This is a genomic window from Streptomyces ochraceiscleroticus, assembly GCF_000720485.1.
GTDB lineage: Bacteria > Actinomycetota > Actinomycetes > Streptomycetales > Streptomycetaceae > Streptomyces > Streptomyces ochraceiscleroticus.
The window spans coordinates 367,577-389,710 of sequence record NZ_JOAX01000001.1 but is presented as its reverse complement, the minus strand read 5'-3'; the positions used below and the strand labels follow the sequence as shown (position 1 = coordinate 389,710).

Genomic DNA, 22,134 nt, shown 5'->3' with positions numbered 1-22,134 from the left:
CGCAAGGGCGGGCCCGAAAACGGGGGTGGGGCCCGCCTGAGCGTCCGGGAGAGGGTGCGGGAAGGCAAGGGAGGATGCATTCGTTGTCCACAGGCTGTGGACAACAGTTACGGCGCCGGCCGGGCTCCGCGGTACCGGCCGGGTTCCGGTACACGATCTCAGAGGCCCGGGGTGACCAGGCGGGTTTCGTAGGCGAAGACGGCGGCTTGGGTGCGGTCTCGGAGGCCGAGCTTCACCAGGATGCGGCTGACGTGCGTCTTGATCGTGGATTCGGCCACGACGAGGTGGGCGGCGATCTCGCCGTTGGAGAGGCCCTGGGCGACCAGTACCAGGACCTCGGTCTCCCGTTCGGTGAGATCACCGATGCGTTCCTGGGCGGGTGGACGGGGAGCGCCCAGGCGGGAGAACTCCGAGATCAGCCGCTTGGTGATGGCCGGTGCGAGCAGCGCTTCGCCGGCTGCCACGATCCGTACGCCGTCGGCGAGCTGGCCGGCGGAGGCGTCCTTGAGGAGGAAGCCGCTGGCTCCGACGCGGAGCGCTTGGTACACGTACTCGTCCAGGTCGAAGGTGGTCAGCACGAGCACCTTGGCGTCCGCGTCGGCGGCGACGATCTCGCGGGTCGCTTCGAGGCCGTTGACCTCCGGCATGCGGATGTCCATCAGGACCACGTCCGGGTGCAGGGCGGCGACCTTGTGGACCGCGTCGCGGCCGTTCACCGCCTCGCCCACGACCTCGATGTCCGGCATCGCATTGAGGAGGACGGAGAAGCCTTCGCGGACCATGACCTGGTCGTCGACGATCAGGACCTTGATCATGCTTGCGGCCTCTCCGGGGAGGGGGAAGTGGGGGATGAGGAGATGGGGGAGGCCGGGGAGATGGGGGAGTCCGGTCGGGACGATGAATCCGGGCCCGCGGGCGGGGCCGAAGGCGCGGCCGGGGCCGGGGCTGGGTCCGCAGCCGGGACTGAGGCCGGGGCCGGTGTCGGTGACACGGCCGGGGCCGGGGCTGGGTCCGCGGCCGGGGCCGAGGCTGGGTCCGCAGCCGGGACTGAGGCCGGGGCCGGTGTCGGTGACACGGCCGGGGCCGGGTCCGCAGGCGCGGCCGGGGCTGAGGCCCGAACCGGGGACGGCGTCGCGGCCGGGGCTGAAGCCGAGGACGGGGCCGGTGTCGGTGACGCCGCCGAGGCCGGACCCGAAGGCGCGGCCGGGCCTGTGGCCCGAACCGGGGACGGTGTCGCGGCCGGGGACGGTTTCGCGGCGGGAGCCGGTGTCGGTGACGTGGTCGGGGCTGAGGCCGCGGCTGGCGACGGTGTTGCGGGGGTTTTCACGGCTGATGCCGGGAGGAAGACCGTGACCTCGTATCCGCCGTCGGGCGTGGGGCCGTTGGTCATGTCGCCGTTGAGCATGCCGACGCGTTCGTGCATGCCGAGGACGCCGTGGCCCGCGCCGGGGGACGGCTTGGCCAGGCGGTTCGGGGGGCCGTTGACGATGCGGAGACCGAGACCGCCCAGGACGTACGCGACTTCGACCCGTGCCTCCGCGCCCGGTGCGTGCCGCAGCGTGTTGCTCAGCGCTTCCTGGACGATGCGGTACGCCGACAGTTCGACGCCCTGCGGCAGCGGCCGTACCGCCCCCGTCACCACCGCCGCGACGGTCAGCCCCGCGCCGCGCACGCTCTCCAGCAGCGCGTCCAGATCGGCGAGGGTCGGCTGCGGCGCCTCCGGACCGGCGAAGGCGTCCGGGTCCTCGGAGCGTACGACGCCCAGGATGCGCCGCAGTTCGGTGAGTGCCGCCACGGCGTTCTCGCGGATCGTGGAGAAGGCGGTGGCCAGCTCGGGCGGCGTGTCCCGCATACGGTACGGCGCGGCCTCCGCCTGGATGGCGATCACCGACATGTGGTGCGCGACGACATCGTGCAGCTCGCGGGCGATGGTCGCGCGTTCCTCCAGGAGGGTGCGCCGCGACCGCTCCTCAGCGGTGACCGTACGGGTCTCCACGACCTGCTGCCGCTCCTCGCGCCAGGCGCGTACGGCCGCGGCCGCCAGCAGGACGATCCCGCTCATGACCGCCAGCGGCGCCAGCACCGACCCACCACCGATGCCGACCACCGCGACCCCGGGCGCGAGGACGGCGAACGTCACCACCCACATCCCCGGTGCCAGTCGCGGCCGGGTACGCAGGACGACCAGCGTCATCGTTCCGACGTGGGTGACGAACGCGATCTCCCAGGAGAAGTCTCCTGCCAGGAGCCCGAGGCATACGGCCAGCAGCGACACCCAGAACGCCCCGACCGGGCGGACGAGCGTCATCGCCGGCGGCCCCGCGACGAGTACGCCGAAGACCAGCAGCAGCAACGACGGGCCGGAGCCGCCCGTCGTGGCGGAGACGGCCAGCAGTACGCAGGCGGCGAAGCCGATGACGAGCGCGTGCGGGAGCCAGCGCAGGCACCGGCCGATCCGGGGCGGCAGCCAGGGCACCCAGCCGGCCGCCCTCGCGCCGTCCAGTGGGAGCATCGGATGAAAGGCGAAGGCGTGGGTGAACAGATCCTGGCGCAGACCGCGCAGCGCACCGCTCGCCAAACGGGCTTCGGGAGGCGGCACCTGGTGGGGCGGGGCTTCGGCGCGCCCGGCGGCGCCCTGCTTTCCGCGGGCGCCGTTGACGTACTGAGGTGTCTCGTTCACGCCTACCACGGTAGGTACGGGAGCGGGCGGTGGCGTCCGGCCCAGTGGGGATCTGTGCGGGTCCGTCTCAAGTACTACCTCAAGGACTCCGTGTCGCACGCTTCCTCTCAATACCCACGCGCCGCTACCGCCCCCGGCCCTCGCCTCCTCAGACCTCCACCAGGAGTTCCTCCAGGCCCCGGATCACGAAGTTCGGCTTCCAGGACGGGTCGGTGGTGAGGCGGAGGGAGGGGGCGGCGCGGAGCAGGGCTCCGAAGGAGGCGGTCAGCTCGAGGCGGGCGAGCGGGGCGCCCAGGCAGTAGTGGATGCCGGCGCCGAGGGAGACGTGCGGGTTGTCAGTACGGGACAGGTCCAGCTCCTCCGGCCGGTCGAAGACCGCCGGGTCGCGGTTGGCCGAGCCGAAGAGGAGGGCGACCTCGGCGCCGCGCGGGATCACCGTGCCGTCGATCTCGATGTCATCCAGCACCCAGCGTTCGAAGAGCTGGAGCGGCGTGGCGTACCGGAGCAGTTCCTCGACGGCGGTCGGCAGCAGCGCGTCCGGTGCGGCGCGCAGCGCGGCCAGTTGCTCGGGGTGGCGGAAGAGGGCCAGCCAGCCGTTGGCCGTGGTGTTGACCGTCGCCTCGTGGCCCGCGTTGAGCAGCAGGACGCAGGTGGAGATCATCTCCTGTTCGTTCAGGCGGTCGCCCTCGTCGTATGCCGCGATCAGGGCGCTGATCAGGTCCTCGCCCGGTGATGTGCGCCGGGCGGCGATCAGTTCACGCAGGTACGCGGAGAATTCGAGGGACGCCTGCACTGCGCGGCGGGCCGTTTCCTCGTCCGGCTTCAGCTCGTACATTCCGCAGATGGCGGCCGACCAGGGCCGCAGCAGCGGCCGGTCGGCCTCCGGAATACCGAGCATCTCGGCGATGACCGCGACGGGCAGGGGCTCGGCGATCGCGGTCAGCAGGTCGCCGCCGCCCGCCGCGACGAAGTCACTGACCATGGCATTCACCAAGTGCCCGATGACAGGCGTCAGTTGCTCGACCGTGCGGGGCGTGAACGCCTTCGACACCAGGCGGCGCAGGCGGGTGTGGTCCGGCGGCTCGAGGTCGAGCAGACCGTTGTCGTTGAGGACGTGGAAGGGCTCGTGCGCGGGCGGGGGCGGCGTACGGCCGAACTCCTCGTGGGAGAAGCGGTGCAGATACGTACGGCCGAGGCGGCGGTCCCGCAGGAGCGCGCTGACGTCCGCGTGCCGCGGTATCAGCCACTGGTTGCTGGGCGGGAAGTAGTGCACGCGACCCGCGGCGCGCAGCTCGGCGAAGCCGGGGTAGGGGTCGGCGACGAACTCGGGCGCCCAGGGGTGGAATGCGGCTGCGGCTGGCATGGAGGGACGGTACCGCCGGTCACCCGTCATTCGTCAGGGGTGGACTGCTCCGGTGATCGCGCCTCTGGCCGTGCCTGCCCGGACGCCGTTCCGAACGCCGCCCGGGACGCCTCCCGCAGCGCTGCCACCAGCGCTTCGAACGCCGCCGTGCCCGGGGTGACGGCCGCGTAGTGCCCGACGCCGGGGAGCTCATGCAGGGTGGGCGCGGCGGTGCCCCGGTGCGCCGCGACGTACCGCCGCGACAGGTCGACCGGTACATCGGAGTCGTCCGTACCGTGCAGCACCGTCACCGGTACGCGGGGTGGCAGCCGTACGGGGTCGACTTCGGCGATACGTGCCGCGATGCCGTCGCCGTGGCCGTCGGCGATACGTTCCGCCGTGCCGGTGGGTGCTGCCGCCGGTAGCGGAACCCCGGTCAGGAACTCCGCCACCGCGCCGTCGCTGAGCCGGAGTTCGTGGGCGCGGGCGAGGTCGGCGACCGGGGCGATGGCGACGGCCGCGGTGACCGGACCCGGCCGGGCGGCCGCCCAGAGTGCCAGGTGGCCACCGGCGGAGTGCCCGGCGACGATCACGGACGCGTGTTCGCCGGCATCGGCGGCCGCGGCCCGTACCGCGTTCGTCACATCGTTGAACGTTTCCGGGAAACCGCCGCCTCCGCCGGCTCGCCGGTACTCCGCGAGGGCGACCGGCAGGCCCTCCCGGGCGAGCGCGGCGGCCAGCGGTGAGAGGTGCGTACGGTCGTAGGCCACCCGCCAGAAGCCGCCGTGCAGCAGCACGGTCAGCGGGCCGCGCGGCGGCTCCGGCGGCAGGTACAGGTCGACCACCTGGTCGGGGTGGTCGCCGTACGCGATCCGGCCGTCCGGCGGTACGGGCGCGCACGCCAGCAGCGCCTCTTCCTCGCTCAGCGCCCCGCTCATGCCACCTCGCTCGTCCGCCCCGCCCACACCTGCCCCCTCACGCCGGCCTCCAACGCCGCCCTGCCGACACCGACCCTCGCGCCGGAGCCCTCACATCGTCGTAGGCCCCTGTTCCGCCGCCCCCGCGGCGACCGCCGAGGCCGTGCCGTCGCCCGGTACGTACGCCACGACTTCCGCGAGGACGCGGGCCGCGCGCTCCGCGTCCGCGAAGGACGTGTAGAGCGGGGTGAAGCCGAAGCGCAGCACGTCGGGGTGGCGGAAGTCGCCGATCACGCCGTGCCGGATCAGCTCGCCCATCACCTCGCCGGCGCCCGCGCACTCCAGCGCGACCTGGCTGCCGCGCTCGTCGTGCGGCTCCGGCGTCACCGACCGCACCCTGCCGCGCGGCACGTACGCCCGCACGCACTCCAGGAAGAAGTCGCTCAGCGCGAGGCTCTTGGCCCGTACGTCCTCGACGGCCACGCCTTCCCAGACCTCCAGCGCGGCCTCCAGGGCGAGCAGCGACAGGATGTCCGGGGTGCCGACCCGGGCGCGTTCGATGCCCGCCGCCGGTACGTACTCGGGGTTCATGCCGAAGGGGTCGGCGTGCGAGTTCCAGCCGGGGAGCGGGGAGTCGAAGCGCGCTTGGTGCTCGGCGCGTACGTACAGGTACGCGGGCGCGCCGGGGCCGCCGTTGAGGTACTTGTACGTGCAGCCCACCGCGAGGTCGACGCCGTGCGCGTCCAGGCCGACCGGCAGCGCGCCCGCGCTGTGGCACAGGTCCCAGACGGCGAGCGCGCCCGCTTCGTGCAGCGCGGCGGTGATCCTGGGCAGGTCGTTGAGCCGGCCGGAGCGGTAGTCGACGTGGTTGACCAGCGCGACGGCGGTACGGTCCGACACCTCGGCGGGGATCTTGCCCGCCTCCACGGGGCGCAGCGTACGGCCGGTGAGCCGGGCCACGGACTGCGCGATGTAGCCGTCGGTCGGGAAGGTCGCGGCGTCGACCAGGATCTCGTCCCGGGGCACGCCGTCCACCGCCGGGCCGGTCTCGTCGGCCATGCGTACGGCAGCGACCAGCGCCTTGAAGACGTTGATGCTGGTGGAGTCGCCGACCACGACCTGCCCGGGGGCCGCGCCGAGGAGCGGGGCGATACGGTCACCGATCCGCTCGGGCGCGGTCCACCAGCCGGACTCCGACCAGGAGCGGATGCGCAGCTCGCCCCACTCGCGGGCGACGACCTCGCGGACCCGCTCGGGGACCGCCTGCGGCAGCGCGCCGAGGGAGTTGCCGTCGAGGTAGACCGCCTCGTCGAGGACGAATTCCGCGCGCTTGCCGCGCAGCGGGTCCTCGGCGTCCAGTTGCGCGGCCCGAGCGGCGAGGTCGTCGCGGACGGCGGCCGCGGCGACGGTGCGGGCGATCAGCGCGCCGCCCTCGGCAGGAGTATCGATTCTCTCGGTGGGCACGCCGGCACCGGCGCTCTCGTTCTGCTGCACCTCGTTGTCACCCTCCGCGCGGACAGCGCCGCATCGCTCGGTCGTGAGGAGCCACTCGGACCCGGCTTCCTCGTCGGTCATGAGTGGCCGCTCCGTCACGAGTGCCCCCTCAGGCGGGGCCGAGTGCCTCGGCCGGGCCGCTCAGACATGGCTGCGTGCCGTCCACAGCTCCGGAAAGACGTTTTTGCGGGCCCGCTTCTCCAGCCAGGCCACGCCGGACGAACCGCCCGTGCCCATCTTCGCGCCCATCGCGCGGCGGGTCGCCACCAAGTGATCGTTGCGCCATCGCCAGACCAGTTCGGCGACGTCCGTGAGGGCCTCGCCCAGCCTGACCAGCTCGTTCTCCGGATCGCCGACGTAGATCTCCGTCCAGGCCGCCTCGACGGCCGGGTGCGGCTCGTACTTGAGCGTGGGGTCGCGGTGCAGTACGGACACCGGGATCGCGTACCCCCGGCGGTCCAGCAGCCGCAGCACCTCGTCCCACAGGCTCGGCTCGTGCAGCGCCTTCTCCAGCTCGGCGTACTCGCGGGGCGCGCCGCGGTGCGGGACGAGCATCGACGCGGACTTCTCGCCGAGCAGGAACTCCAGCCGCCGGTACATCGCGGACTGGAAGCCGGAGCCCTCGCCGAGCGCCCCGCGGTAGGCGTTGAACTGCGCCGGGGTCAGCCGGGCCAGCGGCTTCCACGCGGCGTTCAGGGCCTCCAGCTCGTACGTGGAGCGGCGCAGCGCGTCCATCGCGGTGGGCAGGTCCTCGCTGCGCAGGGCCTGCGCGGCGGTGTGCCACTCGTGGACGATGACGGTGAACCACAGCTCCATGACCTGGGTGGTCACCAGGAAGGCCATCTCTCCGGGGTCGTCGGAGAGCAGGTGCTGGGCGTGGGTGAGCAGCTCCGCCTGTACATAGTCCTCGTACGGCGTGGTGCCCTTGAAGTCCAGGTTCGGGTCCGCCTCCGCCTGCCCGAACGGGCAGCTCGGGGCCGGCTGCGGGGCCGGCTCCGGGGACGGGGACGCCTGGGACGCTGATGACGAGTGCGACATCAGAACTCCTCGTGATGCATGCCTCCGGGTAGCGGTCCGCCCCTTCCTGTCGGCATCGGAGCCCCGGTCCCCTCGTCAGGCCCGGCTCACCGGACCTGTTGCGCATCTTCCGCAACTCCCCGGGGTTTGGCAAGGGCCGACCCGGCCGACCCGGAGGCCCTCCAACGGCTCAGGACCGGCCGGAACACGTCGGCCGGCCGGCCCTGAGCGGTCATCTCGGTAGGGGGCTTCCCTCTCAGGAGAGCGTGTCGGCCGCGGTCGGCGAGGACTCGCGCAGGAACGCCGTGCAGCGCTCGTACTCCTCCTGCTCGCCGATCGCCTGGGCGGCGCGGGCGAGTGCGTGCAGGGCCCGCAGGAAGCCGCGGTTCGGCTCGTGCTCGAACGGGACCGGGCCATGGCCCTTCCAGCCGGCCCGGCGCAGCGCGTCCAGGCCGCGGTGGTAGCCGGTACGGGCGTACGCGTACGACTCGACGGTACGGCCGGCCTGGAAGGCGTCGTCCGCGAGCTGTGCCCAGACCAGCGAGGACGCCGGGTACTTCGCGGCGACGTCGGCCGGTGCGGTGCCCGCCGCGAGCAGCTCGCGGGGCTCCGGGTCGTCGGGCAGATGGGTCGGGGGCGGTCCCCCGAGCAGGTTCTCGTGAATGGCCATGGTTCCAAGTCTGCCTGGTACTCGCGGTCGGTGACGCCCCGGCGGTGTCCCTTCGGCCGGGCGCACGGAGGACCGGGCACGCGCGCGGAGGGCCCCGTACGCGTGTTCCTGATGCGTACGGGGCCCTCCGGGGTACTCCGCTGCGCGCGCCGGTGCAGCGCGCGCGGCGGCGTTACTTGATCTTGGTGCCCGTGGAGCGCAGGTTGGCGCACGCCTCGGTGACGCGCTTGGCCATGCCGGCCTCGGCCAGCTTGCCCCAGCTCCGCGGGTCGTAGGTCTTCTTGTTGCCGACCTCGCCGTCGACCTTCAGGACGCCGTCGTAGTTGCGGAACATGTGGTCCGCGATCGGACGGGTGAAGGCGTACTGGGTGTCGGTGTCCAGGTTCATCTTCACGACGCCGTTCTCCAGCGCGGTGGCGATCTCCTGCTCGGTGGAGCCGGAGCCGCCGTGGAAGACGAAGTCGAACGGGGAGGTCTTGCCGTACTTGGCGCCGACGCCCTCCTGGAGGTCCTTGAGGAGCTCGGGGCGGAGGACGACGTTGCCCGGCTTGTAGACGCCGTGCACATTGCCGAAGGAGGCGGCGAGCAGGTAGCGGCCCTTCTCGCCCAGGCCCAGCGCCTCGGCGGTGCGCAGCGCGTCGTCGACGGTGGTGTACAGCTCGTCGTTGATCTCGTGGGTGACGCCGTCCTCCTCGCCGCCGGTCGGGGTGATCTCGACCTCGAGGATGATCTTGGCGGCGGCGGCCTTGGCGAGCAGCTCCTGGCCGATGGCCAGGTTGTCGGCCAGGGTCTCGGCCGAGCCGTCCCACATGTGCGACTGGAAGAGCGGGTTCTGGCCCTTGGCCACGCGCTCGGCGGAGATGTCGAGCAGCGGGCGGACGTAGCCGTCCAGCTTGTCCTTGGGGCAGTGGTCGGTGTGCAGCGCGACGGTGATGTCGTACTTCGCGGCCACGACGTGCGCGAACTCGGCCAGGGCGACGGCGCCGGTCACCATGTCCTTGCTGTACTGGCCGCCCAGGAACTCCGCACCACCGGTGGAGATCTGGATGATGCCGTCGCTCTCGGCCTCGGCGAAACCGCGCAGCGCCGCGTGCAGCGTCTGCGTCGAGGTCACGTTGATGGCCGGGTAGGCGAACTTGCCTGCCTTCGCCCGGTCGAGCATCTCGTTGTAGATCTCGGGGGTTGCGATGGGCATCTGTCCGCTCCTTGTGATGTGCGGGTACCGGTGTGTTCTGGGCCCTGACCAGGGGGCGACGTCATCGTCGCGGCCCATCTTCCCAGACTTGCCGGATACCTCCACATCGCGCTTCCACCCGGACGGCGCAAGGGGCGGGCTGTTTCACGTGAAACAGCCCGCCCCTTGCGGAAAGAGCAGGTCAAGGCGGTGCGGGCCGGGGCCCACGCCCGACGCGCCCGATCTCTCAGGCGAGATCGAGGTCGGTGAGCCGGTAGCCGGTGATGTACTTCAGGCCCGCGTCGGCGATGGCCGACTCGGCACCGCGGTCGACGATCGTGGCGACCGCGACGACCTCGGCGCCCGCCTCGCGGGCCGCCTCGACGGCGGTCAGCGGCGAGCCGCCGGTGGTGGAGGTGTCCTCGACGACCAGGACGCGGCGGCCCTTGATGTCCGGGCCCTCGATGCGGCGCTGCATGCCGTGCGTCTTCTGGGCCTTGCGGACCACGAAGGCGTCCAGCTTCCGGCCGCGCGCGGCGGCGGCGTGCAGCATCGACGTCGCGACCGGGTCGGCGCCGAGCGTCAGCCCGCCGACCGCGTCGTAGTCGAGGTCGGCGGTGGCGTCCAGCATCACCTGGCCGACCAGCGGCGCGGCCTCGGCGTCCAGGGTGATCCGGCGCAGGTCGATGTAGTAATCGGCTTCCTTGCCGGAGGAAAGCGTCACCTTGCCGTGCACCACGGCCTTGTCCTTGATCTGCTGCAGCAGCTCGCCGCGCACGTCGTCACTCATGCGCACGAGCTTAGGACAGCGAAGAGCACGGCCCCGGACACGGCTCCCGTCCGGCTCAGGCCAGGGAGCGCCAGCTCCACGTCGTGGAGATCTCCAGCGGGTCGATGGGGGTGACCAGGCGCGGGTGGGTGTTGAGGCCGTTGGGCGGGCCGGACTGCGGCTCCACGCACACGGCCGCCTCCTGCTCGTCGTACACGACCACCCACTCCGCGCGGCTGGTGACCTTCAGCTCCAGGCGGCCCGGCCAGGTCAGCGTGACGTCCACGCCCTGCGGCATGCCGAAGCAGTCGTCCCAGGGGCCGGGGCGGGGGTCGATGCGGCGGCCGGTGGGGAGGTGGTCCTCGCCGCGCTCCTCCTGCCACTCGGGGTCGAAGTCGATGCGTACGCCCTCGCCGCCGTCGCCGAGGTCGCGGAGGAACCAGGGATGCCAGCCGGCCTGCGCCGGGAAGGAGTCGTCGTACGTCTCGACGCCCATGCTGAGGGTCAGCGACCCGCCGTCCTCGGCCAGCTCGACCAGCTGGGTGACCTTGCCCGGGTACGGCCAGGGGGCGGCCGGGTCGTCCAGGTCGTACGTGAAGGCCGCGGTGGTCCCGGTCGTGCGGGCGGTGCGCCAGGAGAGGTTGCGGCCGTTGCCGTGGATGGCGTGCGGCGGGGAGTTGAGCGGCATCTGGTGCGTCTCGGAGCCGTTGCGGAACCGGCCGTGCTCGATCCGGCCGCACCACGGCACCATCGGGAAGCAGCCGTACTTGGCTCCTTGCCGGAGCAGTTCGGTGCCGCCGATGCGGAGGCTCTCGATGCGGCAGCCGTTGTCCGGGCGGACGGCCACTTCGGTGTCGCCGGCGGCCAGCCGTACGGTACGCGCCACGCGCGGCTTACGGGCGGGCTCTGCGGGGTTCTCAGTGCTCACGGATCGACCTTAGCGGTGCGGCACGGACGCGGCGGCCCGGGCACGCTGCACCGGGCGTCGGCGGCAGCGCGGGCCCGGCGTCAGCGGCGGCGGCGCAGCGCCCGGCCGACCACCACGGCGGAGGCCAGGACCACGGCGGCCGCGGGCGCCGCCCAGCGGAGGGTGGCCGAGGCGGAGGACGTCTCGGGCGCGGGCACGGGGGCGTAGCGGCCGCGCGGCGGAGCGTGGTCCACCTCCTCCGCGCTGCGGCCGATCATCGTGCGGCGCGCGTGCGCGGCCTCGGCGGGCGGCTCGTCCGGGATGCCGAGCTCGTCCTCGGCGAGCGGGTCCAGCGAGGACGGCGGAATCTCGCTCTCGAAGACACCGGAGCGCGGCGACACCTCCGCGAGGTCCCCGGCGCCGTCCACCTCGTCGGTGTCGTCCTCGTCGGTGTCGTCCGTGCCGATGACGTCGGCCGGGTCGTCCTCGGCGCCCGCCTCCTTCAGCTCCGCCTCATCCAGGCCCTCCAGGCCCTCGTCGTCCAGGTCCTCGTCCTCCAGGCCCGCCGCGTCCCGTTCCCCGGCGGTCCCCGCTTCGGCCGGCCCCGCGGCGAGTACCGCCAGGCCGTCCATCGCCGTGGTCGGCCCCGCTGCCGCGTCCGGCCCGGCCTGCTGCCCCGCGACCGGGTTCGTCGTCAGGTCGTCGGTGAGGGTCGTGGCGAAGCGCTCCAGGAGGCGGCGGCCGGCCGTGCGGGCGGCGTCCTCCGGGGCGTCCGCGAGCCGGCCCTCGGCACGCACCGCCGCGGTACAGGACAGCGTCGTGCCCTTGCCGCCCGCGTCGGGCGCCACCCGGACGGTCAGGTCCAGCTCGGCGAGGCCGTCGCCGCGCACCTCCGTGCCGTGCGCCGCGGCGTCGAAGGTGCCGGGCTCGTCCTCGCGCGGGGTCACCCGCAGTGACCCGCGGTAAGTGATGGTGGAGCCCCCGATCCGCAGCCGCAGCCGGCCCTCCGGAACCCCGGGAGCGGCGTCCGCGTCGAGCTGGGCGCCCGGGACGCAGCGGGCCAGACGCTCCGGCTCGGCGAGCGCCTGCCGCACCGTACCGACGGGAAACGGAACGTACACCTCGTGCTCCATGAATCGGAGCCTACCCAGCGGGCCCCGCCCCGTGCCCGCTCCCGCACAACTTTCTCCACATACCGTCACCGTCCGGGCCACGCTGTCCGGCCGCCGCGGCCCCGCCGCCTCAGTACCGCGGATGCACGAGCGTCGACGGCGGGAGGCCGGGCAGGCGCGTACGGGCCAGGGCAAGGTGGCCGGAACGGAGCAGCGCCGGGGTCAGGGAGCGCAGCGGCGGCGCGGCGGGCGAGAGGCCCAGATGCGGCGTGGCGCGGCCGGCCAGGACGAAGCCCCAGCGCGCCCGGCCCGGCGTCCCGTACGGGACCGTGCGCAGGCCCGCGGCGCGCAGCGTCGCCTCGACCGTCCAGAAGCTGCGCGGCCGGGCGCGCGGCGGGCCCGCGTGCACCGCGAGCCGACCGTCCCCGGCCAGCACCCGGGCCGCGAGGCCGTAGAACTCCTGGGAGTACAGCTTGGTGCCGGCGGTGAGGTGGGGGTCGGGCAGGTCGGCGAGGACCACGTCGTACGGGCCGTCCCTGCGCACCTCGCGCCGGGCGTCCCGGCGCAGCCAGTCGAAGGCGTCGGCAATCGCCACGCGGACCCGCGGATCGTCGAGCGACCGGCGGTTCAGCCGGGCGAGGCCGGGGTCCGTGCGGGCCAGCCGCACCAGGCCGCCGTCGCGTTCGACGACGGTGACCGAGTCGACGTCGGGGTAGCGCAGCAGCTCGCGCGCGGCGAGGCCGTCGCCGCCGCCGAGCACCAGCACCCGGCCGTGCGGCCCGCCCGCCATCGCCGGGTGGACCAGCGCTTCGTGGTAGCGGAATTCGTCCCGCGCGCTGACCCGCAGCCGGCCGTCCAGATAGAGCGCGAGCGGCGCGCCGGAGCGCCCGGCGCCCCGGCCCGCGTGCCCGGCGCCGCCCGTGCCGCCGGTCAGTACGACCTCCTGGACGTCCGTCCGGACGGCGACCCGCGGCCCCGCGCCGTACACCGCCTTGCGCGCGGCCCCCTCGAAGGGGCCTGCCAGCACCGTGCACGCCGCGAGGAGCACGAGGACGAGCGCGTTGGCCGCCAGCAGTGACCGGCGCGCCCGTATGGAGAGGTCGCGGCGGAACAGCCCGAGGACGAGCGCGCCGCCCGCGACCGCGTTCACCCCGCCCGTGACGAGCGCGCCCGTGAGCTGTCCGAGCAGTGGCAGCAGCAGGAAGGGGAAGGCGAGGCCGCCGACCAGTGCGCCCACGTAGTCCGCCGCGAAGAGGTCGGCGACCGCGCCGCCCGCGTCCTGGTTGCGGATGCGCTGGATGAGCGTCATCAGCAACGGCACCTCGGCGCCGATGAGCACGCCGATCACCAGCGAGAAGCCGACGAGCGCGGGCCGGGACTGGCCGAACCACGCGAAGCACGCGTACAGCGCCATCGCCGAGACCCCGCCGGCCAGGGCCAGCGCCGCCTCGACCGCGCCGAAACCGACCGCGGCCCGGCAACGCAGCCGCTTGGCCAGCAGCGAGCCGACGCCCATCGCGAAGACCATCACGGAGAGCACCACGGACGCTTGGGTCACGGAGTCGCCGACCAGGTAGGAGGAGAGGGCGACCAGCTCCAGTTCGTACACCAGTCCGCAGGCGGCGCAGAGGAAGACGACGGCGAGGACCAGCAGCCGGCCGAGCCCGGCCGGCACCGGCAGCCGTGGCGGCCTGACGATCTCCGGCGGCTTGCGGGGGCCGGAGGTGAGGGCCGCTGGCGGATCGATCATGTTGCGAACGCTACGTGACGGCCCCGTCGCGGCTCGTCACCCACAAGAGCGCATTGGCTGCGCGCGGGGACGACGCCGGGCCGCTTCCGCGCGCCCGCTCACAATGCCGCTACCGCCCGCACTCCCACTCTCGTACGGGTCGCCACCAGCCGGCCCTCCTGGGGGTAGGCATGCCAGGTGCGCCAGCGCACCTGACCGCTCTCCCGTTGCGCAAGCATCGCGGTGAATGCGTGCGGCGCGCCGGGAAATGTGCCGGCGAGTCCATACGGATGCTCGGCCACCAGTGCGAGCAATTCCTGTGCCCGGCCCGCGAATGAACCGTGGGAAAGCGTCTCCACATGGGCGGCGAATTCGTACTCCCAGTCGCCGATGCGCTTCGCCACGCCGAGCGGGAGCGGGGTGCTGCTGCCGGGCATGCACGCCACGGTCTCCGAGCAACTGCCGTGCTCCTCCTCCAGGAGCACTTGGTGCGAGGCACCGAGCAGCCGCAACTGGACCTTGACATCGTCCAGTTGCAGGTCGAGGACGGCGAGGGCGGGCAGCGGCTCGCGGCCGAGTGCCCAGGCCAGGTCGGCGGCGCGGGTGTCGGTGTAGGCGGTCTTGATGGTGGTGAGCATGGGTCGGCTCCGCAAGCACGCAGTGGATGGTGGGCCGGCCCGCCCCGGAGGAGGACCAGGGATACGACTTACCGGCTGCCGGCTCGTGACCACGTGGGGTCCGAGAACTGGTGGATTCTCACAGAAGAGGGAATCATGAAATTCCGAGCGCCCACAGCCTTTTTACCCATCTTCGCCGGGTTTCCATCCCTCAGAGGGCCTCCCAGTTCAGTTGTTCAACATGCTTGCGCCTGGCGGCTGTTGAGAACCGCCAGGCGCATATGCGTCAAGTCATGGGCCCGTTGCATGTTCCACGCCGTCCCGGTGCGCGTCCGCCTCGGGACGCGCGGGGAATCGGCTCAGGAACCACCGCCTCCGCCACCGCCGCAGCCGCCGCCACCGCCGCCGCCCCCGCAGGACGACCCCCCACCGCAGGACGAGCCGCCGCCGCAGGACGAGCCGCCATGGTGATGGCCGTGGTGGCCACCGCCCGACCCGCCGTCACCGGCCCACCAGCTCGCCCCGGAGGAGGTCCCGCCGCCGCCCGCGGACCACCTCCTCCTGTTGCGGCCCCGCGGCGACTCGTTGGCGGCGGCCGTCCGCGCCATCCAGACCGCGGCCGCCACAAAGGCACAGATCACCAGGAAGATCACAACGCCAGTCATGCGCTTCACCCCCGTCTTTCGGTTCTTGCGTGCGGATCACATGCCCGGCCCCATAGATCTCAAAAGCGGAGTTGAGGAACTCCAGAGGTTCGGCGGAGGATGACGCCCATGGGACGACCGCTGCTCAACCGCCGCCTGGCCGAATTCGGCACGACGATCTTCGCCGAGATGTCCGCGCTCGCCGTACGGACCGGCTCGATCAACCTGGGCCAGGGATTCCCCGACACCGACGGCCCCGAAGAGGTCCGCGAAGCGGCGGTGCGCGCCCTGCGCGACGGCCGCGGCAACCAGTACCCGCCGGGCCCCGGCATCCCCGAGCTGCGCACCGCCGTCGCCGCGCACCAGCAGCGCTGGTACGGCCTGCCGTACGACCCCGACACCGAAGTGCTGGTCACCGCGGGCGCGACCGAGGCCATCGCGGCGTCGCTGCTGGCGCTGCTGGAGCCCGGCGACGAGGTGATCGCGCTGGAGCCGTACTACGACTCGTACGCCGCGTGCATCGCGCTGGCCGGCGGCACCCGCGTCCCGGTCACCCTGCGCCCCTCCCCCGCCGACGCCGCCGCTGAGCGCCGCTATCACCTGGACCTGGACGAGCTGCGGGACGCCGTCACCGACCGCACGCGGCTCATCCTCCTCAACACCCCGCACAACCCCACCGGCACCGTGCTCAGCCGCGACGAGCTGGCCGCCATCGCCGAGCTGGCCTGCGAGCGCGACCTCCTCGTCGTCACCGACGAGGTCTACGAGCATCTGGTGTTCGAGGGCGAGCACGTGCCGATGGCGTCCTTCCCCGGGATGCGCGAGCGCACGGTGACCATCGGCAGCGCCGGCAAGACCTTCTCCTTCACCGGCTGGAAGGTCGGTTGGGTGACCGGCACGCCCGAGCTGGTCGGCGCGGTCCGCTCCGCCAAGCAGTTCCTCACCTATGTCTCGGCCGGCCCCTTCCAGTACGCGGTCGCCGAGGCGCTCGCGCTGCCCGACGACTACTTCCACGGCCTGCGGGAGGACCTGCGCCGCAAGCGGGACATCCTGTCCGACGGGCTGGCGGAGGCCGGCTTCCAGGTGTTCCGGCCGAGCGGGACGTACTTCGTCACCACCGACATCACGGCCCTGGGCGAGAAGGACGGCCTGGCCTTCTGCCTCGGCCTGCCCGAGCGCTGCGGCGTGGTCGCCGTGCCGAACTCCGTCTTCTACGACGACAAGGAGGCGGGGCGCAGCCTCGTCCGGTTCGCGTTCTGCAAGCAGGACGAGGTGCTCCGGGACGCCGTCTCACGCCTTCAGCGGCTGTGAGCCGCGGCGGTCACAGGCTCAGCATCTCCAGGGGTGCGGTGCGGGTGACCTCGTCGATCCGGCCGGGGGTGAGCCCGGCCCGGCCGAACCACTCCTTGCTGGCCGTCAGCCAGGGGGCGATGTCCATCTGGGAGGGCTGTCCGAGGTCGGAGCTGTAGACCGTCCTCGGGAGGGCGGACAGCACCTCGGCGAAGTCCTCCCAGTCCTGGTACTCCAGGAGGTACGTGAGCGCGGTCTGCTCGGTCCACACCTGTTCGGCGGCGGCGACCTCCACCAGGTCCTTGCAGGTCAGGCCGGTCATCGGGTTGGCGGGCTGGTTGAGCATCAGCCGCAGGTCCAGCCGTACGGCCTCCTCGACCAGCAGCCGTACCTCGTGGCCGTCCGCGTGGCCGGTGGAAAGGACCACCGGCAGATCGCGGGCGGCGCGCAGCAGCTCGCGGACCTCGGGGCGCAGCTCCCGGCGCTCGTCGCTGACGGTCAGCGGGCGCTGGCCGTCCTTGAGCAGCGGGTGGGCGGGGGTGCGGGCCAGCCGGCTGCGGTGCGTGCGGCCGGTGACGGTCGGCAGGTGGACGAGCAGCCGCAGGCCGCTGTCCTCGCCGTGCTGGATGACGGCCTGTTCCACGGCGCGCGGGTCGAAGCCGCCGGCCAGGTCGTTGAGCACGATCGAGCCGGAGACCGGCAGGCCCTGCTGCCGGGCCTCCCACGCCTGGGCGGCGGTCGAGCCGAGGTGGTTCTTCAGGACGACCCAGCCGCCGTGCTCGGCGTAGACCGCGCCGGCGGTGGCGGCGGTGTGGCGGCGCAGGTAGGCGTCCGGGCCGACGTGGTAGTGGACGTCGACGAAGCGGGCCGTGCTCACGTCAGTCATTGGCGCCCCCGTCCTCCCACGGCCGCGCGTATCCGAAGCGGGCGCGTGCCTCGTCCAGCCGGCTGCCGCCGAGCGCGGCCTCCCGGATGCGGGACTCGGTGCGCTCCACGGCCTCGGCGCGCCGGACGACCTCCTCGATCAGGCCGACCGGGATGCGCAGAGCGCCGTTGTCGTCGGCGACGATCCAGTCGCCGGGGGCGACGGTCGTACCGGCCACGTCGACCTCGGCTCCGGTGCGGTCCAGGACCGCCCGGTTCTTGGCGCTGACCATCGTGACCCCCGTGCTGAACAGCGGGTATCCGGCGGCGCTGCTCTCCTTCACATCGCGTACGGAGCCGTGCACGACCGTGCCGGAGATGCCGCGGTGCAGGGCGACGGCGGTGAGCAGGGAGCCCCAGTTGGTGCATTCCAGGGTGCCGCCGTTGTCCACGACCACGACCGACCCGGCCGGTACGTCGTCGAGGTAGTTGGCGGCGTTGTGGAAGGTGGTGGTGTCGTCGACGGGGCGGTAGCGCACGGTGAAGGCGGGGCCGCAGGCGACGGTGCCGGGGGTGCGCGGCCGGATGCCGGGCAGCACGCACGGCGGGGTGCGCAGGCTGTCCATGGCATCGGAGAGCGCGGCGGTGTCCAGGCGGGACAGCCGGGCGCGCAGCGCCTCGGTGTCCGCGGGGGTGGCGGTGGTCATGCGGTTCCCTCCGTGAGGTGACGGGCGGTGGCCCAGGCGGCGAACTGGCTGATGTACGTGGTCACTTCGGCGCCCCGGTTCGGCACCGTCAGCTCCCTCGTGGTTTCCCCGGCCGCGTCGCGCACCGTGCAGGTCAGGGTGACCGTGCCGGTGTAGGTCGTCCGGTCGCCGCCCGCCCAGGTGCCCGAGAGGGTGACGCTCAGGGAGCCCGAGCCGTCGGTGGTGCCGCGTTCGCGGGCCAGCTCGGCGGCGAAGGCCCCTTCGGTGAGTTGGTCGTCGAGGTCCAGGACGAGGCCGCGCGCGTCCAGCAGCAGGGCCAGCTCCTGGACGGCGGTGCGGTCCCGGTCGGTGACGGTGTACTCGGCGAGCGCGGCGTCCAGGCGCTTGGCCAGCTCGTCGGCGGCCTCGGGCGGGCAGCCGAGCCGGATGTCGACGTACGGGTAGTGCCAGCGGTACGCGGGCTTGACCGGCACCCCGTACTCCCGCACCAGCTCGTCGACCAGGGCCGCGGCGTCCGCCTCGATGATGCCGAGGGTGCGCCGGAAGACCGTGCTCACCTCGGGCGGTTCGGGCAGGTGGGGCAGGCCGTCGCGCAGTACGTCCCGGAGCATCGGGAGGCACTCGCGCGGCGGACCGGGGAGCATGATCAGGGTGCTGCCCTGGGCTTCGGCCCGGCAGCCCCACGCGGTGCCGTTGGCGTTCGGCAGCAGCTCGGCGCCCTCGGCGAACAGTGCCTGGCGGCGGTTGTCCTCGTGGACGCCGACGCCGAAGCGGGTGAGGCGCTCGACCACGCCCTGCCATGCCTCCTCGCGGTGGACCAGCGGGCGGCCGAGCGCGCGGGCGACGGCGCTGCGGGTCACATCGTCGGAGGTGGGGCCGAGCCCGCCCATGACCACGATGACGTCGTCCCGGCCGAGCGAGGGCCGGATGGCGTCGGCGATGGTGGCCTCGTCGTCGCCGATGGTGTGCCGGACGCGGACCGGGACGCCGCGCTCGGCCAGCATCCGGGAGGCGTTGCCCGCGTTGGAGTCCTCCAGGTCGCCCCGGAGCAGTTCGTCGCCGATGGTGACGACGGCGGCGGTGGGGGCGTGCGGCACCTCGCGGCAGGCGTCGAGCACCGCGGCGGCCGCTTCGGTCGTGGTGGCCGAGCCGCCCAGGTCGTAGGTGACCCGGTCGCGGCGGCGGGTGACGTGCCGTACGGCGTCCTGGATGCTGCCCGCCGCGTCCTTGAAGCCGAGGTGCTCCAGCAGCAGGCCGATGGTGAGGAACGCGGCGGCGGGGTTGGCGCGCTGCCGGCCGGCCATGGCCGGGGCGCTGCCGTGCACCGGCTCGAAGTAGTTGCCGCTCTCGCCGATGTTGGCGCTGGGCGCGAGGCCGAGGCCGCCCATCACGCCCCCGCCGAGGTCGGAGAGGATGTCGCCGAACATGTTCTCGGCGACGAGCACGCCGAAGCGCTCCGGGCGGCGCGCCATCCACAGCGCGACCGCGTCGACGTTGAGGACCTCGTACGGGATCTCCGGGAAGTCGGCGGCGATCGCCTCCAGCCGCTCCAGGACGTACGCGCTGGAGGCCCGCAGGACGTTGGGCTTGTCGGCGAGGGTGACCCGCTCGTAGCCGTGGCCGCGCGCGGTCTCGAAGGCGAAGCGCAGGATGCGGTCCAGGCCGTGCGCCGTCTGCAGGCGGATGCTGGCGGTGGCGTCCGAGGGGCCGCCGCGGCGGGCGTTGGGGTGCTCGGCGACCAGCGGCCACATCGCGTCCGGTACGTGGTTCCAGTCCAGGCCCGCGTACAGCCCCTCGGTGTTCTCCCGGACCACGCAGAAGCGGTACGGGGTGCCGCCGCCGAGGTAGTTCTCCACCGGGCGGAGGTTGGCGAAGAGGTCCAGGCGCTGGCGGAGCTGGATGATGGGCGAGATGTACCGCGGGTCGCCCGCGCGCAGTTCGGGGGCGAGCTCGGCGAGCGCCTCGCGGCGCGGCTTGCTGGTGGTGGCGCCGAGCAGCACGGCGTCGCTGCGGTCGATCAGGTCCCAGGTGCGGTCGGGTACGGGGGTGCCCTCGGCGCGCCAGCACTCCCAGCCGATGTCGCCGAATTCCAGGTCGATGGGCAGGCCGAGGGCCTCGATCACCGGCAGCGCGGCGTCCAGTACCTCCGGCCCGATTCCGTCGCCGGGCAGTACTGCGACGGTCTTGCGGTTCATGACTCTTCAGCTCCCAGGAAGCGGACGACGGCGTCGGTGGTGAGGTCGGGGCGGTCGGCGTGCGGACGCATCCCGGCCCGCGGGATGCCGGCGCAGTGGTGCGTCGGCCCCGGGCCGGTGGCCAGGTGGTGGCGCTGTACGAGCAGGGACTGCTCGCCGTACACGTGCAGCAGCGGTCCGGGGAAGGCCCGTACGGGCTCCCGGGCGTCGGCGTCGTGCAACAGCCGCAGCCCGGTGGCGAGCCGCCGGCCCGCCAACTCCTCGTCCAGCCGCGGCGCTTCGGGCTCCGGCTTCGGGTGCGTCACGGTGCCGGGCCCGCGGACGACCTCCTCCAGGAGGCACAGCGCCGCGGCCAGGCCCTCGGCGTCGACCGCGGCGGCGATCCGCTCCAGCTTCGCGTTCAGCTCGTCGTCGGCGAGGGTGGGTCCGGAGAGCAGCAGGACCTTGGCGTGGTGCGTCCACTCCCGGTCGAGCAGGGTCTGGACGATGGCGCCGCCCAGCGCGTTGCCGGCCAGCACGTCGGGTGCGGCGTCCTGTTCGAGGCGGTGGGCCCAGCGGCCGGCGAGCGCCTTCAGGTCATCGCCGTCGCGCAGGAGGGAGAGGGTGTCGTGGATCGTCACCCGGTGCCCCGAGGCGAGCAGCGGCTCGGCGACCTGCCGGAAGAACGCGCCGTTGTCCCAGCGGGCCATGACGGGCCCGAGGACGACCGCGTGGCGTGGTGCGCCGGGGTCGCCCAGGACGGCGGGGGCCGGAGCCGGCGCGGTGTGCGCCGGCTCCGGGTGCGGGGGCCGCGAGGTCACCGGGCGCCCGCCGCGGTCAGCTCGCGGGCCGCCGAGAAGGCGTCGCCGATCCGGTCCACGGGGAGCTTGGCGCGCTCCTCGACGGACAGGTCGAAGTGGCCCAGGACCAGGTCGGGCAGCGGCAGGGACGGCCGCGCCTCCTCGAACTCGGCTTCCATGCGGTGGGCGAGGCTGAGGACGCGGCCGAGGTCGTACCCGTCGGTGCGGCCGTGCCGGCCGAGGTAGGCCAGCCACTGCTCGGTGACGAGGTTGCCCGGGCCCTTGCCCATGCCCAGTACGGACGAGTCGATCCAGGTGGCGCCCGCGTCCACGGCGGCGATCGCGTTGGCCAGCGCCAGCCCGAGGTTGTTGTGGGCGTGCAGGCCGATGGCCGCGTCGGTCACCGAGCCGACCAGGGTGACCAGTTGGCCCACCTCGTGCGGCAGCATGGAGCCGTTGGAGTCGGCCAGGTAGACCACATCGGCGCCGGCGTCGCCGGACATCGCGGCGAGTTCGACCAGCCGGCGCCGGTCGAGCTGGCTGACGCGAGTGATGTTGACGGTGGTGGTGAAGCCGAGGTCGGCGGCCTTGGCGAGCATGGCGAGCCCGGCCTCGGGCGCGCCCGCGGGCAGGCAGAACCGTACGAGGCGGATGCCCGCTTCGTACATGCGCGGCAGGTCGTCGTCGGTGATGTTCTTCGGATGCAGGATCATGCAGAGGCGCTCGGGAGAGACCACCTCGGCCACCGCGCGGATGTAGTCGTCCGCGCCCACACCGGTCCGGCCGATGCCGGGCTGCGGCTTGAACGAGCCGTTGCGGTAGCCGATCTCGACCCACTCCATGCCGGCCGCCACGCTCTCGCGGGCGTGGTGCAGCACGTACTCGAGCGGGAAGTCGAAGTTGTTGCGGTAGCCCCCGTCGCGCAGCGTCACATCAAGATTGATGACCATTACCCCTCCATGTATGGCGCATACAATTGCGGGGTGACGCATGCCGTGTTAATCCGGCCGCGACGATGCGGCGGATCGAATAGCGATGGACACGTTTTTCATTCCGCGGGATCCCCCTGTAACAAAATCCCGCATCACCCCGTTAGCGAACTTCCGGGTTCGACGCCGCTACGGCCGGAAAACTCTTCGGCGCGACGGAACGAGAAGTTCGACACCGCAGAATCTATCGCATGTTTGCGGTCCAACCCCCATGCCTGGGCAAAGACTTTCCCAAGCG

At 72.9% G+C, this 22,134-nt stretch carries 19 protein-coding genes and 1 pseudogene; 1 reads left to right on the top strand and 19 read right to left on the bottom strand.

What is annotated here, in order from left to right; all coding sequences use genetic code 11:
- Positions 1 to 158 precede the first annotated feature (158 nt).
- The 14 genes and pseudogenes from IG84_RS0101780 to IG84_RS39465 form a co-directional block, all read right to left on the bottom strand.
- Positions 159 to 815 carry a response regulator gene (locus IG84_RS0101780; RefSeq protein WP_031050404.1) on the bottom strand — a complete coding sequence of 219 codons (657 nt, stop codon included), beginning with the start codon at positions 813 to 815 and terminating at the stop codon, positions 159 to 161.
- Between the two features lie 491 nt (positions 816 to 1,306).
- Positions 1,307 to 2,578 (bottom strand): annotated as a pseudogene (locus IG84_RS0101775) (sensor histidine kinase); the annotation flags it as partial.
- 250 nt (positions 2,579 to 2,828) lie between these two features.
- Positions 2,829 to 4,043: a cytochrome P450 gene (locus IG84_RS0101770; protein WP_031050399.1), complete on the bottom strand. Its 1,215-nt coding sequence runs from the start codon at positions 4,041 to 4,043 to the stop codon at positions 2,829 to 2,831.
- Positions 4,044 to 4,069: 26 nt separating this feature from the next.
- Positions 4,070 to 4,960: an alpha/beta hydrolase family protein gene (locus IG84_RS0101765; RefSeq protein WP_063761728.1), complete on the bottom strand. Its 891-nt coding sequence runs from the start codon at positions 4,958 to 4,960 to the stop codon at positions 4,070 to 4,072.
- Between the two features lie 90 nt (positions 4,961 to 5,050).
- A complete protein-coding gene (kynU, locus tag IG84_RS0101760; RefSeq protein WP_078648539.1) occupies positions 5,051 to 6,514 on the bottom strand; it encodes a kynureninase in 1,464 nt (487 codons plus the stop codon).
- Between the two features lie 60 nt (positions 6,515 to 6,574).
- Positions 6,575 to 7,471, bottom strand: coding sequence for a tryptophan 2,3-dioxygenase family protein (locus tag IG84_RS0101755; protein ID WP_031050390.1), 897 nt, complete (start codon positions 7,469 to 7,471; stop codon positions 6,575 to 6,577).
- A gap of 235 nt (positions 7,472 to 7,706) precedes the next feature.
- Positions 7,707 to 8,120 carry a DUF3151 domain-containing protein gene (locus IG84_RS0101750; protein WP_030259077.1) on the bottom strand — a complete coding sequence of 138 codons (414 nt, stop codon included), beginning with the start codon at positions 8,118 to 8,120 and terminating at the stop codon, positions 7,707 to 7,709.
- A gap of 172 nt (positions 8,121 to 8,292) precedes the next feature.
- The gene (fbaA, locus tag IG84_RS0101745) at positions 8,293 to 9,315 is read right to left on the bottom strand and encodes a class II fructose-bisphosphate aldolase (RefSeq protein WP_031050387.1); all 1,023 of its coding nucleotides are present in this window, start codon (positions 9,313 to 9,315) and stop codon (positions 8,293 to 8,295) included.
- A 226-nt stretch (positions 9,316 to 9,541) separates the two neighbouring features.
- Positions 9,542 to 10,084: an orotate phosphoribosyltransferase gene (pyrE, locus tag IG84_RS0101740; protein WP_030259085.1), complete on the bottom strand. Its 543-nt coding sequence runs from the start codon at positions 10,082 to 10,084 to the stop codon at positions 9,542 to 9,544.
- A gap of 55 nt (positions 10,085 to 10,139) precedes the next feature.
- Positions 10,140 to 10,991 carry an aldose epimerase family protein gene (locus IG84_RS0101735; protein WP_031050386.1) on the bottom strand — a complete coding sequence of 284 codons (852 nt, stop codon included), beginning with the start codon at positions 10,989 to 10,991 and terminating at the stop codon, positions 10,140 to 10,142.
- A gap of 80 nt (positions 10,992 to 11,071) precedes the next feature.
- Entirely contained in the window at positions 11,072 to 12,103 is a 1,032-nt protein-coding gene (locus IG84_RS0101730) for an SRPBCC domain-containing protein (protein WP_031050384.1), read from the bottom strand.
- A gap of 109 nt (positions 12,104 to 12,212) precedes the next feature.
- The gene (locus IG84_RS0101725) at positions 12,213 to 13,832 is read right to left on the bottom strand and encodes a polyamine aminopropyltransferase (protein WP_031050382.1); all 1,620 of its coding nucleotides are present in this window, start codon (positions 13,830 to 13,832) and stop codon (positions 12,213 to 12,215) included.
- A 98-nt stretch (positions 13,833 to 13,930) separates the two neighbouring features.
- The gene (locus IG84_RS0101720) at positions 13,931 to 14,449 is read right to left on the bottom strand and encodes a DUF2617 family protein (RefSeq protein ID WP_031050370.1); all 519 of its coding nucleotides are present in this window, start codon (positions 14,447 to 14,449) and stop codon (positions 13,931 to 13,933) included.
- A gap of 338 nt (positions 14,450 to 14,787) precedes the next feature.
- A complete protein-coding gene (locus IG84_RS39465; RefSeq protein WP_078648554.1) occupies positions 14,788 to 15,093 on the bottom strand; it encodes a hypothetical protein in 306 nt (101 codons plus the stop codon).
- A 99-nt stretch (positions 15,094 to 15,192) separates the two neighbouring features.
- On the opposite strand from IG84_RS39465, the gene IG84_RS0101710 reads away from it, so the two are divergent.
- Positions 15,193 to 16,383 (top strand): pyridoxal phosphate-dependent aminotransferase, encoded by a 1,191-nt coding sequence (locus IG84_RS0101710; protein WP_031050364.1) that lies wholly within the window; start codon positions 15,193 to 15,195, stop codon positions 16,381 to 16,383.
- A 10-nt stretch (positions 16,384 to 16,393) separates the two neighbouring features.
- On the opposite strand, the gene IG84_RS0101705 is transcribed toward IG84_RS0101710, so the two are convergent.
- Genes IG84_RS0101705 through IG84_RS0101685 form a run of 5 tightly spaced genes read right to left on the bottom strand, consistent with a single transcriptional unit; the run spans position 16,394 to position 21,857 of the window.
- On the bottom strand, positions 16,394 to 17,248 hold the full coding sequence (locus IG84_RS0101705) for a DUF6282 family protein (RefSeq protein ID WP_031050361.1): 855 nt from the start codon (positions 17,246 to 17,248) through the stop codon (positions 16,394 to 16,396).
- Complete coding sequence (locus tag IG84_RS0101700; RefSeq protein ID WP_031050358.1) at positions 17,241 to 17,933, bottom strand: RraA family protein; 693 nt, start codon at positions 17,931 to 17,933, stop codon at positions 17,241 to 17,243. Before IG84_RS0101700 ends, IG84_RS0101705 begins: the two co-directional genes overlap by 8 nt.
- Positions 17,930 to 20,128, bottom strand: a complete 2,199-nt coding sequence (locus IG84_RS0101695) for an isocitrate/isopropylmalate family dehydrogenase (RefSeq protein ID WP_037798957.1) — start codon at positions 20,126 to 20,128, stop codon at positions 17,930 to 17,932. The genes IG84_RS0101700 and IG84_RS0101695 overlap by 4 nt, the downstream gene beginning before the upstream one ends.
- A complete protein-coding gene (locus IG84_RS0101690; protein ID WP_051861238.1) occupies positions 20,125 to 20,928 on the bottom strand; it encodes an alpha/beta fold hydrolase in 804 nt (267 codons plus the stop codon). The genes IG84_RS0101695 and IG84_RS0101690 overlap by 4 nt, the downstream gene beginning before the upstream one ends.
- Positions 20,925 to 21,857 carry a beta/alpha barrel domain-containing protein gene (locus tag IG84_RS0101685; RefSeq protein WP_031050351.1) on the bottom strand — a complete coding sequence of 311 codons (933 nt, stop codon included), beginning with the start codon at positions 21,855 to 21,857 and terminating at the stop codon, positions 20,925 to 20,927. Before IG84_RS0101685 ends, IG84_RS0101690 begins: the two co-directional genes overlap by 4 nt.
- Positions 21,858 to 22,134 lie beyond the last annotated feature (277 nt).

Coding starts and splice junctions, on each gene's coding strand:
- IG84_RS0101720 (WP_031050370.1), bottom strand. CDS start 14,449: ATGCTCACCACCATCAAGACCGCCTACACCGACACCCGCGCCGCCGAC.
- IG84_RS0101730 (WP_031050384.1), bottom strand. CDS start 12,103: ATGGAGCACGAGGTGTACGTTCCGTTTCCCGTCGGTACGGTGCGGCAG.
- IG84_RS0101685 (WP_031050351.1), bottom strand. CDS start 21,857: ATGGTCATCAATCTTGATGTGACGCTGCGCGACGGGGGCTACCGCAAC.
- fbaA (WP_031050387.1), bottom strand. CDS start 9,315: ATGCCCATCGCAACCCCCGAGATCTACAACGAGATGCTCGACCGGGCG.
- IG84_RS0101725 (WP_031050382.1), bottom strand. CDS start 13,832: ATGATCGATCCGCCAGCGGCCCTCACCTCCGGCCCCCGCAAGCCGCCG.
- IG84_RS0101770 (WP_031050399.1), bottom strand. CDS start 4,043: ATGCCAGCCGCAGCCGCATTCCACCCCTGGGCGCCCGAGTTCGTCGCC.
- IG84_RS0101765 (WP_063761728.1), bottom strand. CDS start 4,960: ATGAGCGGGGCGCTGAGCGAGGAAGAGGCGCTGCTGGCGTGCGCGCCC.
- kynU (WP_078648539.1), bottom strand. CDS start 6,514: ATGACCGACGAGGAAGCCGGGTCCGAGTGGCTCCTCACGACCGAGCGA.
- IG84_RS0101780 (WP_031050404.1), bottom strand. CDS start 815: ATGATCAAGGTCCTGATCGTCGACGACCAGGTCATGGTCCGCGAAGGC.
- IG84_RS0101705 (WP_031050361.1), bottom strand. CDS start 17,248: ATGACTGACGTGAGCACGGCCCGCTTCGTCGACGTCCACTACCACGTC.
- IG84_RS39465 (WP_078648554.1), bottom strand. CDS start 15,093: ATGACTGGCGTTGTGATCTTCCTGGTGATCTGTGCCTTTGTGGCGGCC.
- IG84_RS0101700 (WP_031050358.1), bottom strand. CDS start 17,933: ATGACCACCGCCACCCCCGCGGACACCGAGGCGCTGCGCGCCCGGCTG.
- IG84_RS0101750 (WP_030259077.1), bottom strand. CDS start 8,120: ATGGCCATTCACGAGAACCTGCTCGGGGGACCGCCCCCGACCCATCTG.
- IG84_RS0101755 (WP_031050390.1), bottom strand. CDS start 7,471: ATGTCGCACTCGTCATCAGCGTCCCAGGCGTCCCCGTCCCCGGAGCCG.
- pyrE (WP_030259085.1), bottom strand. CDS start 10,084: ATGAGTGACGACGTGCGCGGCGAGCTGCTGCAGCAGATCAAGGACAAG.
- IG84_RS0101695 (WP_037798957.1), bottom strand. CDS start 20,128: ATGAACCGCAAGACCGTCGCAGTACTGCCCGGCGACGGAATCGGGCCG.
- IG84_RS0101710 (WP_031050364.1), top strand. CDS start 15,193: ATGACGCCCATGGGACGACCGCTGCTCAACCGCCGCCTGGCCGAATTC.